Source organism: Flavobacterium algoris (assembly GCF_048158525.1).
Lineage (GTDB): Bacteria > Bacteroidota > Bacteroidia > Flavobacteriales > Flavobacteriaceae > Flavobacterium > Flavobacterium algoris.
Genome location: NZ_JBLNKT010000003.1, coordinates 202090 through 216118 on the forward strand (window position 1 = coordinate 202090; position 14029 = coordinate 216118).

General features: G+C 31.1%; 9 protein-coding genes and 1 pseudogene. 7 read left to right on the forward strand and 3 right to left on the reverse strand.

Annotated elements, in window-relative coordinates; translation table 11 throughout:
* Positions 1 to 16 precede the first annotated feature (16 nt).
* The 6 genes and pseudogenes from ACM55I_RS02905 to ACM55I_RS02930 form a co-directional block, all read left to right on the forward strand.
* Positions 17 to 703 (forward strand): annotated as a pseudogene (locus ACM55I_RS02905) (nitroreductase family protein); the annotation flags it as partial.
* Positions 704 to 743: 40 nt separating this feature from the next.
* Entirely contained in the window at positions 744 to 1511 is a 768-nt protein-coding gene (locus tag ACM55I_RS02910; protein WP_416845273.1) for a hypothetical protein, read from the forward strand.
* 711 nt (positions 1512 to 2222) lie between these two features.
* Positions 2223 to 5705 (forward strand): PAS domain S-box protein, encoded by a 3483-nt coding sequence (locus tag ACM55I_RS02915; protein WP_416845274.1) that lies wholly within the window; start codon positions 2223 to 2225, stop codon positions 5703 to 5705.
* A gap of 86 nt (positions 5706 to 5791) precedes the next feature.
* Complete coding sequence (ypfJ, locus tag ACM55I_RS02920; protein WP_416845275.1) at positions 5792 to 6643, forward strand: KPN_02809 family neutral zinc metallopeptidase; 852 nt, start codon at positions 5792 to 5794, stop codon at positions 6641 to 6643.
* 212 nt (positions 6644 to 6855) lie between these two features.
* A complete protein-coding gene (locus ACM55I_RS02925; protein WP_416845276.1) occupies positions 6856 to 8145 on the forward strand; it encodes a DEAD/DEAH box helicase in 1290 nt (429 codons plus the stop codon).
* A gap of 353 nt (positions 8146 to 8498) precedes the next feature.
* The gene (locus ACM55I_RS02930; RefSeq protein WP_416845277.1) at positions 8499 to 9944 is read left to right on the forward strand and encodes a serine hydrolase; all 1446 of its coding nucleotides are present in this window, start codon (positions 8499 to 8501) and stop codon (positions 9942 to 9944) included.
* A gap of 291 nt (positions 9945 to 10235) precedes the next feature.
* On the opposite strand, the gene ACM55I_RS02935 is transcribed toward ACM55I_RS02930, so the two are convergent.
* The 3 genes from ACM55I_RS02935 to ACM55I_RS02945 form a co-directional block, all read right to left on the reverse strand.
* Positions 10236 to 10934, reverse strand: coding sequence for a pseudouridine synthase (locus tag ACM55I_RS02935; RefSeq protein WP_416845278.1), 699 nt, complete (start codon positions 10932 to 10934; stop codon positions 10236 to 10238).
* Positions 10935 to 11153: 219 nt separating this feature from the next.
* Positions 11154 to 11759, reverse strand: coding sequence for an REP-associated tyrosine transposase (locus tag ACM55I_RS02940; protein ID WP_416845279.1), 606 nt, complete (start codon positions 11757 to 11759; stop codon positions 11154 to 11156).
* Positions 11760 to 11883: 124 nt separating this feature from the next.
* Positions 11884 to 13419: a YifB family Mg chelatase-like AAA ATPase gene (locus tag ACM55I_RS02945; protein ID WP_416845280.1), complete on the reverse strand. Its 1536-nt coding sequence runs from the start codon at positions 13417 to 13419 to the stop codon at positions 11884 to 11886.
* 91 nt (positions 13420 to 13510) lie between these two features.
* Here ACM55I_RS02945 and ACM55I_RS02950 point away from each other — a divergent pair, with 91 nt between their 5' ends.
* The gene (locus ACM55I_RS02950; RefSeq protein WP_416845281.1) at positions 13511 to 13888 is read left to right on the forward strand and encodes a PH domain-containing protein; all 378 of its coding nucleotides are present in this window, start codon (positions 13511 to 13513) and stop codon (positions 13886 to 13888) included.
* Positions 13889 to 14029 lie beyond the last annotated feature (141 nt).

The window sequence follows — 14029 nt, forward strand, 5'->3', positions numbered from 1 at the left end:
CTTTAAATACCGACGGTCCGTTCAGCTTTTTAAAAACGAACCCATTGATGCACAAAAAGTAAAAGAATGCATTCAATTAGCAACACTGGCAGCTACGAGCAGTAATATGTAACTTTGGGAATTTTATCATGTCGTTTCTCCTGAAATTATACAAAAAATAACAGGAGCGAGTTTTGGCCAAAATGCAGCAAAAACAGCACAACAAATGGTTATAGTTGTCGCCAGAAAAGATTTATGGAGAAAAAGAGTACAGTCAAATATTGATTATTTAAAATCACTGTATGGAAACAAACCAGAATCCACTTACTCGAAAAGAGAAAAATTTGCTTTGAATTATTATAAAAAAATTATTCCAACGCTATATTTTGATTTTCTGGGGATTATTGGAATAGTAAAATTCATTGCTTTTCAAATCATTGGACTATTTAAACACATTTACAGAGAAGCAAGAAAAAGTGATATGCGTATTGTCGCTCATAAAAGCGCTGGACTTGCTGCTCAAAACTTTATGATAATTAAGGCAGCAATAAATTATGATACTTGCCCTATGGAAGGTTTTGATTCGCTAAGAATAAAAAAAATATTACATTTACCTGCTTCATCCGAAATAAATATGATTATAGGATGTGGACTTCGGGAGGAACAGGGCGTTTATGGAGAACGTTTTAGAATTCCTTTTGAAGAAGTCTATTTTAAAATATAAATACATTTAATTCACATAATAAAAACTAACAAACCAATTAATGAGAACTACAAAAGAAAAAATTGAAGAAATAAAAAACAATGGATACCAATTAGATTTTGCAAACGTTTTTAATTTGGCATTTGAAAACTATAAAAAAATTGCTGTATATGCTGGCTTAATGATATTTGTTTTCTCCGTATTGATAGGAATACTGACTGCTGGAATTATAATTTATACTTTTGGAATGTCTGGTATGAATCAACAGTTTTTACAAAATTTAAAAAACGAAAATTTCACAGGAATTTCTCTTTTGATATATATTGTTAGTGCAATAATTTTTACTTGCCTATTAAGCCCTTTTCCAGCAGGATTAATCAAAATGGCTCATTGCGCTGAAAAAGATGAAGAATTTCACGTTTCAACAGTTTTCGAATATTACAAGGCTCCCTATTTTAAAGAATTAGTCATTTCAACTTTAACAATTTCTATTTTAAGTTCAATACTATCATCCCTTTTTGATTATAGTGGAATTAAATTTATAGGAACTTTGTTATCTATGATACTATCGTTTTTTACTTTCCTAACTATTCCGCTTATTATTTTTGGCAATCTAAAAGCAATCGATGCTATTAAATCTAGTGCCATCATTATTGTAAAACAACCATTAGTAATTTTAGGATTAATTATTGTAGCTATTATAGCATCAATGGTAGGATTTATAGGATGTTGTATTGGTGTGTTCTTCACTATTCCTTTTATGTATTCTATGTATTATTCCATTTACATTTCTATCATAGGAATTGATTCAGAAAGTGAATTGGAATAAATTACTATAAATATTTAATTTTTATAATCAAAAAAACAACTAAAAAATTTATGTTGTGTTTTTTGATTAAAAAAATCATTATATTACTTGACCAAAAGGTAGAAACCCAAATCGAGTCTTTCAAACCTAAGCAAAATATATTCTATGGTATCCTACTATAGCTCCTTATTATTAACTAAACTTAAACTTACTTTTTTTAGTTCGTTTAATGATTTAATAATTTTCAATCATTTTTTATTAATTAAAAAACTGATTAATAGCGACCTAAAATTTTGGTTAGTAATTACTATTTTACTTTTTTTTATTTTTTTGTTAGTCTACAATTTTTTTAAAATCAAAAAAAATTTAAACAGCACATTTATAGAAAAAAACCATTTTAGTGATTCAAAAAATAAAGAATATCAAATCTATCTTTTATTTTTAGGACTTATACTGCCCATCATAGAAATTAATTTTGAACTTTTTGATATAAGACCAAAAAGTTTATTAATTACAAACGGTCTTATTGGTTTTTCTTTATTGATTATGTATTTTATTAGTACAAAATCTATCTATGTTTTAAAAAATATTAAGCATTTTTTCATTGTAGTTTTTATATTATATTTTGGTTTAATCTGTAGAAATTTAATTTTCACCCCTTCTGACATTATTCCAATTATAGCATTTATAGTCACTTTTTTCTTTTCCTATAGTGTTCTCAAACCTTTAAAATTGTATTGGTTTTTTGTTCTATCTGTTATTCTTTATTTGATTACAGTTACGATCTTAGAATTAATTCCATTTAAAACAAGTATTCTATTATTCAACTATTGCCTTATAACATTCATCATAAACTACATTCGATATGTATCATCATTAAAAATCAAAGACAAATTTCGTTTTAATGATCAAATTATAAATAAGGGAAATTCTCTTATTATTGCTACAAATAGAAAAAGAGAGGTTTCGTTTTGTAGTGAAACTATTACTTCAATTTTAGGATATTCCATAAATGAAGTTTTGGGATTAGGATATTGGGAACTTACTGAAGACAATGAGTTTATTGGCGAAGCATACCAAACTGATTTCAATGAAGAAGCAATGTTTATAAGGAAACTTAAATGCAAAAATGGAGAATACAAATACATCCAGTGGAAAGATAAAAAATTTACAGATGATCTAATTATAGGTATTGGACAAGATGTAACTAATGAAGTTCAAATTCAAAATCAATATAAAAATTTAATTCAAACCGCTACTGATATTATTTTTGAGGTAGATGATGATGGCAATTTTATATTTATTAATGACTTTACCATTAAAATTTTAGGTTACGCAGAAGAAGAGATTTTAACTAGAAATTATTCAGAATTTATTCGAACTGATTACATCGATGAAATGATGCAATTTTATCAAAACTTAGAAGAAAACGAAAATGATTTTCCTACAATCGAAATTCCTTTATTAAAAAAGAATGGAGAAATAATATGGATTTCCCAAAAAGTAATTATTCGTAGAAATGATTCTAATAAAATAGTAGGCTACTCTGGTATTGCAAGAGACATTACTAAACTTAAAAATATTGAAGCCGAAAATAAAATTCGTCAAGAAAAAACGGAAGAGTATAACAAAATAATCAAAAAATTATCCACTACAAATTTCAGCAGTTATAGCAATTTAGAAATTAGTATTAAATTAATACTTGAAGCTGCCGCAAAAGCTTCAAAATGCAATCGCGTCAGTTATTGGAAATACACTGATGACCTAATTAGTTGTGAGAATTTGTATCATTTAGATGCTAATCAATTTAGTATTGGAAATACTTTAAAAAGAGAAAAATTTCCAATTTATTTTGAATCCATAAAAAATAAAAAACAAATTTGTGCCCCGGATGTTTTAAATAAAATGGAGATTTCAGAATTTACAGAAAGCTATTTTTTAAAAAACAATATCAAGTCATTGCTTGATATACCCATTTTTACAAATGGTGAATTATTTGGAACCATCAGCTTTGAAACTACTGGAACTATTAGAAATTGGGATAATGAAGACATCAATTTTGCTCGAACAATATCTGATATTATTTCCTTAGCTATAGCATCACAACTGAGACATGAAACGGATAAAAAATTAGAATATAAAAGTGATCTTTTATCGGCAATGGCACTTTGCACAGATAAATTTTTAAATAGTAAAGATATTAATGCTATTTTTTCGGATGTTCTTATAATCATAGGTAAAGCCACTAAATCACATCGTGCCTATTATTATGAAAATGATGCAAATACAGGATTAATAAACCAAAAATACCGTTGGATAATTAACAATATTAAATTAACTGAAAACAATGTCAAGCTTCAAAATTTACCCCATGCCTATTTTGAGGAATTGTTAACGCCACTTTTAAATAATAAAATTTTTGAAGCTGTAGTTCCAAAAATAGAAAATGAATCCTTAAGAACTAAACTATCTCATGTTCATGTAGTTTCATTAATTCTTTTTCCAATTTTTGTAAAAAACAAATTTCATGGATTTTTAGGATTTGATGACACCGAAAAAGAAAGAATATGGAGTGAAGATGAAGTCAATATTCTACAAACATTAGCAAAAAATATTGCTGCCTCCATTGAGCGAATCACAAATGAAACTGTAATATATGAAAGTGAAGAAAAATTTCGATTATTAGCTAACAATATTCCGGGTACTGTTTATTTATCTAAATATGACAAATACGCCACTAAAATTTACATCAACGATGAAATTGAAAAACTGACAGGTTATCCTAAATCAGATTTCCTTACTAAAAAACTGTCTTTCATTGATTTAATCCATCCCGAAGACAAAGAACGAACTTTGCTGGAGGAACAAGATGCTATAGAAAACGGAAGACCTATACATTCTATTTATCGAATTCTTCATAAAAACAAGGAAATTATATGGGTAGAAGAATTTGGTGATGCTATTTATAAAGACGGAAAAATTGCATTCATAGAAGGTATTTTTATTGATATTACAGAGAGGAAACAAACCGAAACTTTTATAAAAGCAAAAGAATTAGCTGAAGCTTCCAACAAAGCAAAATCAGAATTTCTTGCAAATATGAGTCATGAAATTAGAACACCTTTGAATGGAATTATTGGTTTTACTGATTTATTGATGAAAACTAATTTGGGAAGAACACAGGAAAAATACATGACAACTGTAAATCAATCTGCTCATTCCTTGTTAGAAATCATAAATGACATTCTTGATTTTTCAAAAATAGAAGCCGGAAAACTAGATTTATTTATTGAAAAACATGATGTTAAGGAAATACTAAGTCAAATCATTGATTTAATTTTATATGAATCCAATCAAAAAAAATTAGGTTTAGAATTAAATATATTACCAGATGTCCCTAAATATTTTTGGATTGACAGTGTTCGTTTGAAACAAATCCTAATTAATCTTTTAGCAAATGCAGTAAAATTTACAGAAAAAGGGAATATCAAATTAGATGTTTCTGTTATCGAAAAAACAGCTGTTTACAGAGCAAAAATTCGTTTTGCAGTTACAGATACTGGAATTGGAATTTTAGAGGAAAACCAAAAGAAAATCTTTCAGGCTTTTTCTCAGGAGGATAGTTCTACAACCAGAAAATTTGGTGGAACCGGTTTGGGTTTAACAATTTCAAATCAATTATTAGGTTTGATGGATAGTCAATTACAACTAGAAAGTATTATCAACACAGGAAGTACTTTTTATTTCGATTTAGATTTAGCGATTAGCGATCAAACATCCGAAAATGAAATTGAGACATTGATTGATAAAAAAGAGTCTCCGGTTAAGACCAATAAAATTCCTAAAAAAATAAAAATTATGATTGTTGAGGATAATAAAGTTAACATGTTATTGCTTAAAACAATAATTAAAAATTTATATTCTGATGTTATCATTTCTGAAGTTTTCAATGGTAAAGATGCTGTAGATCAGTTTGAAACCCTAAATCCTGATATTATTTTCATGGACATACAAATGCCGATTATGAATGGATATGAAGCAACTAATGAGATTCGTAATTTAAAAGCTGGTGAAAAAATTCCTATTATCGCAATAACTGCCGGTACTGAGAAAGATGAAAAAGACAAGTGTATCAATGCTGGAATGAATGATTATATTTCAAAACCAATAATAAAAGGAATTATTGAAGAGACTCTTTCTAAATGGATAGATTAATTCTAGTGAAATTTACTCTTATTTTTAAAAAATATTTTAAATTAGAGTCAGTTTTATAAAGGGAGTAACTAAAAAAACATAAAATTATGAAATGGATAGGAAGACGCCAAAGTGACAATGTTGAAGATAGAAGAGGTATGTCGTCAGGAGGCAAGACCATTGTTGGCGGCGGAATAATAGGAATAATAATTTTATTATTGAATATTTTTGGAGGTGAAAATGGTCAAATGCTAACTCCTATTTTAGAACAAATGAATCAAGGACAAAATGCTCCTACTGAACAAAGAGAATTATCTGTCGAAGAAAAAAAATTAGCTGAATTCCCTAAAACAGTTTTTGCCGATACCGAAGATATTTGGGGACAGATATTTAGTGAAAATAATATGACGTACAAAAAACCTGGAATGGTCTTATTCACTGGAGCTGTAGAAACAGCATGTGGAGGTGCATCCTCAGCTTCTGGTCCTTTTTATTGTCCTAGAGATCAAAAAGTATATATGGATTTAGATTTTTTTAATGAATTACAAACTAAATTTGGAGCTAAAGGGGGTGACTTTGCAGTAGCCTATGTAATTGCACATGAAGTTGGACATCATATACAAAATCTACTAGGAACTTCAAATAAAATGAGAGAAATACAAGAAGGAAAAAGTGAGGCTGAAGGCAATAAATTATCTGTAGCATTGGAACTGCAAGCTGATTTTTATGCCGGAGTATGGGCAAAACACAATCAAGAAAACCTTGACATTGATGATATTGATGAAGCCTTAAGCGCAGCGCAGGCTGTAGGAGATGATGCCATTCAAAGTAAAATGCAAGGACATATTGTACCCGAATCTTTTACACACGGTACTTCTGAACAGCGTAAATTTTGGTTTATGAAAGGATATAAAACTGGAGATATCAAACAAGGAGATACTTTTGCAGGGTTAGAATAAAAAGTATTCAGACCGAATGAATACTGAACAACTAAATCATCCCAACCAACCATATTTGTCTCGACATTGGTTTGTAATGGATTAAAATCGAGTACTATCTTTTATTTAAACAAAGTCAAGCAATCAAAAGCACATCGAAAAAATTAACTGTACCTTTGCGCCCAATTAAAAAAGTAACCTAAATAATAGTGTTTACTTTATAAACACCATTTATGTCATTCAACTCATTAGGCTTATCTGATGCTTTACTTAAAGCCATCAGCAAAAAAGGATATACAACTCCTTCTCCAATACAACAAAAAGCAATTCCCTCAATATTAGAAGGCAAAGATGTTTTAGCATCCGCACAAACAGGAACAGGAAAAACTGCCGGTTTTACACTACCCATATTACAATTATTATCGCAAGGTCAACAATTGCGACAAAGACCTATTCGTGCCTTAATATTGACTCCAACCAGAGAATTAGCAGCACAAATATTGGCCAATATAAAAGAATACAGTGAGTTCTTAGACCTAAAAAGTACCGTTATTTTTGGAGGTGTAAACCAAAATCCACAAGTAACTCAATTGCGTCAAGGTGTCGATATTTTAGTCGCCACTCCAGGTCGATTAATCGATTTGCAAAATCAAGGATTAATATCGCTAGCCAAAGTTGAAATCTTAGTTTTGGATGAAGCAGACCGTATGCTGGACATGGGTTTTGTACGTGACATTGAGCGCATCATAAAAGTATTACCTACAAAAAGGCAAAATTTGATGTTTTCGGCAACCTTTTCAACAGATATCAAGAAATTGGCCATGGGCATTTTGCACCACCCCGTTCATGTTGAAGCAACTCCGGAAAACACAACCGTGGATGCTATCATTCAAAAAGTATATCCTGTTGCCAAAGAGAAAAAAACAGAACTGATCATTAAATTGATAACGGAAGGAAACTGGAAACAAATTTTGGTTTTTACCCGTACCAAACAAGGCGCCAATAAATTGACGGAAAGCATGATTAGTGCCGGAATCAAAGCATCTGCAATTCATGGAAATAAAGGGCAAGGTGCACGCACCAAAGCCTTAGCGGGTTTCAAAGACGGAAGCCTAACCGCTTTAGTGGCTACAGATATTGCAGCGCGAGGTTTAGACATCCCGTTATTACCGCATGTGGTCAATTTTGAATTGCCTAACATTCCTGAAGACTACGTTCACCGCATTGGTAGAACTGGTAGAGCCGGAGCAAGCGGAGAAGCTATTTCGTTATTTAGTCCAGACGAAACTGTCTTTTTACGTGATATAGAAAAATTGGTGGGTTTGAAATTGCCTAAAGAAAACATTAGAGGTTTTGAGCCAGATCCTAACGCTTCAACGGAACCAATTAAGCAAGGTCAAGGAAGACAACAACGGAATTCAACTCCTAAGCAACCAAAAACCGAAACTACAAACCGCACCAGCAACAATAGTTTTGGTCCAAGACGTCCAAGTCAAAATAACGACAGACGTTTTAATAGATAATTAATTTTTATTTTTTTTTAGGAGCAGAATATTTTCGTTTTTTAAGAACGTATTTTCCCGCTATACACTACAAACCTAGTGAGAGTTGAACGCCAGCTCTCACTAGGTTTTTCATTTCTATCGGGGCTATTTAGAGCGTTTTTACTTTCATAATACCATTTTGTAAATTCATACCATGAAACTACAATATCCAGCTAACTTGTAAGAAAAAATCAATATATTTGAAATAAATACTATAACTGTTGTCATATATATCTACCCCATATTGGGTGGCTTTGTGTGATTTTGTCATACATAAATGCAAGTTACCTATAATTATAAAAAACTACATTTAGAAAAAATCAATCAAAAAAATGAAGAAATCAATTTTAGTTTTAAGTTTTTTGTCTCTAACTATTTCTTGTTTTAGTCAAAAAATAGAAAATTCAAAAAAAGAGTTAAAACAAAAAATAGATAATTATCTAAAAGAAACAATTGTAGTTAATGAAATTCCAGGTTCAGCAATTGCCGTTATCAAAAATGGAAAAGTTATCTTCGAGAAATATTATGGAAAAGGTTCAATAGAAGAAAATACGTTTTCAGATGAAAATAGCATTTTTAGATTATATTCCACGACTAAATTAATTTCAGCAGTTGGTGTTTTTCAACTTATTGAGAAAAATAAACTATCGTTAGAAGATAAAATTTCTAAATATTTGGATAATCTTCCTAAAGAATGGCAAGATGTTAAAATCAAAAATCTCGTAACACATTCATCAGGATTACCTGATATTGTAAAATTTGAAGATATTCCATATACTTTAGATGAAAATGAAAAATGGGTTCGATTATACAAAAAACCAATAGAGTTTGAAACGGGAGATCATTACAGTTACAATCAAACCAATTATTGCTTACTCACAAAAATTATTGAAAAAATAACTGGGTTAACATTTGAAGATTATGTTTTGAAAAATCAATTTCCCTCTGTAAAAAAAGGTGTGGTTTTTTCAGCAAATGCTTCAGATTTCATTTCGGATAGAGTTATTCATCACGTATTTAATTTTAAAAAGAAAAAATACGAAAGATTTAATGCTGACCACGGTAAAATTCACAATTCAGGAAGCGGATTAAATATTACTCTCAAAGAATTTATAGCTTGGAATGAGAGATTAGATAAAAATATTCTTTTAAGCAAAACAACAAAAAATTCAATGTGGAGCCAATTTGAATTTAAAAATAAGAAAGATGACTTTCTTTATGGTTGGAGCGTATATTCAACAAACAATCTAAAATCATTTGGGTTTAGTGGCGGATATATGACTGCATTTAGAAAATTTACTGCTAATGATTTGACAATTATTTTTCTATCAAATGGCTACAAATACTTTAATGTTGAAGAAAAAGTTATCAATCATATAGCAGGAATTGTTGATGAAAGATTGATGGATAAAAAATTATTAGTTGAAGAAGAAATAACTGCTGCCTTTTTTAAAAATGATATCGAAAAAGCAAAACAAACCTACTTTGTATTAAAAAGTAAAAATTCAATATTACATTTTGAAGATGTGTTGAATATGATTGGATACACTTTGATGAATAATGATAGATTAAACGACGCAATCAAAGTTTTAGAATTTAATTTAGAAGAAAATCCGAAATCATTCAATGCTTTTGATAGTTTGGCAGAGAGTTATTTTAATAATGGACAACTGGAAATTTCAAAACAGAACTATCAAAAATCATTCGAATTAAATCCCGAAAATGCAAACGCTAAAGAGATGATTAATAAAATTGATGGAATGTTAATACAAAAATAATACTATTATTGGGACTTTTACCGCTACCCAAAGTCTTCGACTTTGAGTCTGTATTTTTCAGTCTCCCCGCTGGCGCGAGCGTCCCGCTCGTGAACACTAACAAAAGTAAATCATTAAAAATTTATAATAGGCACGAGCGGGACGCTCGCGCTAGCAATCCAATCATCGATTTTGCAGAGGTTAAAATCAAAAATCTTTAATCAAAAATCTGCGATCTGCTCATTTTTATACTGAAAACTATTGTTTCCAAATACAACAATAATGTAAAGCATTACTTTACAAATTAGTATTCTATTCATACGTACTCAAATCTAGATTAAGAATAGTACCCACTCTGCTAAACTCTTCATTAATCTTTGCATTCAAAATAAGTTGTTCATTTGTTATGGGATGATTAAAAATTAACTGATGTGCATGAAGCATCATTCCTTTCAGTTCAAAATGCTCCAACCATAATTTATTTTGTTTGTTACAACCATGTGGACGACTTCCTAAAATGGGATGAAAAATATGTTTGAAATGTTTTCGTAATTGATGCATCCGTCCAGTTTCAGGAATCGCTTCTACCAGACAATATCGTGACGTAGGTTTATTGTTAAATTCTAACTCAATTTCGGTACTTTGCAATAGATGAAAGTAGGTTATTGAATTTTGTATAATGCCATCATCATTGGTTAAATCATAATCAATCGTTAGTTCTTCGGGTGACCAACCCCGTAAAATGGCTAAATATTTTTTTTCGACTTCACGTGTGGCAAAACGATCATTCATAATTTTTAAAACGGCTGTATCCAACGCAAATAACAAGACACCAGAGGTTTTGCGATCTAACCGATGAACAGGATAAACGTGTTGCCCTCCTATTTGATTTCTCAATTCTTGAATAGCAAACACTTTTGCATCGCGCGCATAAAATGATTTGTGAACTAACAATCCACTTGGTTTATTAATTGCAATAATATATTCGTCTTGGTAAAGAATTTCTAACATTTGGCAAAAATAAAAGAGATTTCTATCGAAAACTCTTTTTTGACTTATTTATTTCTATACTTTTCTTTTTTAATTTTAGTTCGAAAACAAAATAGAAGATTACGATTGCTAAAGCGGTTATTAAAATGGTATCCCAATACTCTTTTACACTGTTGATTCTAGTACACGCTACGCAAAGTCTCCGACTTTGAGAATGTGACAAAAGGTCTCCGACCTTCGTTACCAATTATAAATAGTGCTAATTGATTGTGGTTTCAAAACATCTATTACCGGATTATCAACTTTTGTAACTGCTATAATTCCACTATCTTCAACATAATTAGAAGCACTAGAATAAACATAATGAGAAGCTCTAGCAACAATTCCTGCTCGAACAGGATTCAAATGAATATAATCCAATTTCGACCAAAAGAACTTTTCTGAAAAAATTTCTTCAGGATGACTTCCATATTGCCAAAACTGATATTTTTCATTTCGGCTATGACTTTTGCAAGCAAATTCAAAACGTTTCAGCATCCAATCGGCTCTACTTTCTGGCTCAGTTTCTATTTTATTCAAAATGGTGTTTGCCGTAAACTTCTTGAAATCCCGAATCAAATCAGATAATTTACTGTTTTCTGACTGAATGATTAAATGAATGTGATTGGACATAATTACAAATCCATACAAAATCATTCCTTTGTTTTTTATACAAAAAACCAGACTTTCGATGATGCAATCTTTATAGGTTTTTCTAGAAAAAACATCAACCCAGTCCACAACCGTTGCAGTTATAAAATGCGCTTTGGATTGATCTCGAATTATGAATCCTTCTTTCTCTTTCATTTTGTTTTGTTAAGGTCAGTCAGAGACTGAAAATCACTACCTCAAAGTCGGAGACTTTGCGGAGCTTCGGCAGAGGTTAAATAGATGCAATCAAAAATCGTTAATCAAATATCTGAAATCTAATTCACCCCAACCAACCATCACGATCCAAACTTCTATACTGAATGGCTTCGGCAATATGGCTGGAAATTACTGTAGGCGCCGCATCAAGATCGGCGATCGTGCGTGCCACCTTCAAAATCCTGTCGTAGGCCCTAGCGGAAAGATTCAATCGTTCCATAGCCGTTTTCAATAATTGCTTAGAAACATCGTCAAGAGCGCAATATTCCCGAATGTGTTTGGTATTCATTTGAGCATTGTAATGGATATTCTCCATTTGCTCAAAACGTTCTGTTTGAATCTCTCGAGCCGCAGTAACTCGTTTTCGAATGTCAACGCTACTCTCTGCTTTTCTATCATCTGATAATTTTTCGAAAGGAACTGGAGTTACTTCAATATGAATATCAATTCGATCTAATAAAGGCCCTGAAATTTTACTCAAATACCGTTGCATTTCATGTGGGGAAGAAGTTTGTGGCGAATCAGGGTCATTAAAAAAACCGCTTGGACTAGGATTCATACTAGCCACCAGCATAAAAGATGATGGATAGGTCACGGTAAACTTAGCTCTGGAAATGGTCACTTCTCTATCTTCAAGTGGCTGCCGCATCACTTCCAAAACATCACGTTTAAATTCCGGTAACTCATCCAAAAATAAAACGCCGTTGTGCGCCATAGAAATTTCGCCAGGCTGCGGATAACTTCCTCCTCCCACAAGCGCCACATTTGAAATCGTATGATGCGGGCTTCGAAAGGGACGTTGATTCATCAAGCCCACTTCTTTTAGTTTTCCAGCTACGCTATGAATTTTAGTAGTTTCTAATGCTTCACGCAAAGTCATGGGCGGCAAAATACTGGGTAAACGTTTGGCTAGCATTGTTTTTCCTGCACCTGGGGGACCAATCAAAATGATATTATGTCCTCCGGCAGCAGCAATTTCCATACACCGCTTAATACTCTCTTGTCCTTTGACATCTGAAAAATCAAATTCAGGAAAATCTAAATCTTTATAAAACTCAGCTCTAGTGTCTATTTTTGTTGGTTCCAAAGTCCCTTTCCCTTCAAAAAAATCAATGACTTCTTGTATATTTTCTATTCCATAAACATCTAAACCAGCAACAATTGCCGCTTCTTTTACATTTTGCTTTGGAAGAAAAAAACCTTTAAAACCTTCCTCTTTAGCTTTTATGGCTATTGGTAAAGCTCCGCGAATGGGTTGCAATCCTCCATCAAGAGAAAGTTCACCCATAATTATGTATTTATCAACATCATCCGCTTTAATTTGCCCTGAAGCAACTAAGATCCCAATAGTCAAAGTCAAATCATAAGCTGATCCTTCCTTACGTAAATCGGCTGGAGCCATATTGATGGTAATTTTTTTACCAGGCATCGCATACCCATTATTTTTGAGTGCGGCAGCAATTCTATAACTACTCTCTTTTATGGCATTATCGGGCAATCCTACCAGATGATATCCTATACCTTTATCAATATTTACTTCGACGGTAATCGTTGTTGCTTCGACTCCAAAAACGGCACTTCCAAAAACTTTAATCAGCATGTATGTTAATTTTGTATGAAAATTAGTAAAATATTGGCATTAATAACACTGAAATTAATTTATTTTTGAAAATTATAAATTCTAAAAAATTATGGGACTATTTAATGCCATTTTAGGCAACGCATCAGAAGTTAGTATTGAAAATGTTTCAAAAGAATTTGAACCTATTTTAATTAACGGTGAAATAATCGAAAAAGCATATAAAGTAATTAAAGACATCTTTATTTTCACCAATAAAAGGTTGATTTTAGTGGAGAAACAATTAGTTGGCACTAAAGTCGACTATATGTCAATTCCTTATTCTAGTATCAAAAAGTTTTCAAAAGAAAGTGCTGGAATACTGGACATGGATGCTGAATTAAAAATTTGGTTAAAAAGTGAAGACACTCCTATCTCAAAACAATTTGGTAAGGGAGGGAACAATATCAATGAAGTTTATAAAATTTTAAGTGAACACATTTTAAAATAATAACTTCTAAAATTAAAAAAAAACGAGGTTGTCTGAAAAGATAGCCTCTACTTGTTTTAAGGAATACCTGATTTAGCAGAAATTTATTAAAAATTGAAAATATTGCCTTAATAATTGTTCTAAAAGTTTGTTTATTGCCTT

Bases quoted from the DNA above. Each gene is read 5' to 3' on its own strand.
- ACM55I_RS02910 (WP_416845273.1), top strand. From the start codon at position 744: ATGAGAACTACAAAAGAAAAAATTGAAGAAATAAAAAACAATGGATAC.
- ypfJ (WP_416845275.1), top strand. From the start codon at position 5,792: ATGAAATGGATAGGAAGACGCCAAAGTGACAATGTTGAAGATAGAAGA.
- ACM55I_RS02925 (WP_416845276.1), top strand. From the start codon at position 6,856: ATGTCATTCAACTCATTAGGCTTATCTGATGCTTTACTTAAAGCCATC.
- ACM55I_RS02930 (WP_416845277.1), top strand. From the start codon at position 8,499: ATGAAGAAATCAATTTTAGTTTTAAGTTTTTTGTCTCTAACTATTTCT.
- ACM55I_RS02935 (WP_416845278.1), bottom strand. From the start codon at position 10,934: ATGTTAGAAATTCTTTACCAAGACGAATATATTATTGCAATTAATAAA.
- ACM55I_RS02940 (WP_416845279.1), bottom strand. From the start codon at position 11,759: ATGAAAGAGAAAGAAGGATTCATAATTCGAGATCAATCCAAAGCGCAT.
- ACM55I_RS02945 (WP_416845280.1), bottom strand. From the start codon at position 13,419: ATGCTGATTAAAGTTTTTGGAAGTGCCGTTTTTGGAGTCGAAGCAACA.
- ACM55I_RS02950 (WP_416845281.1), top strand. From the start codon at position 13,511: ATGGGACTATTTAATGCCATTTTAGGCAACGCATCAGAAGTTAGTATT.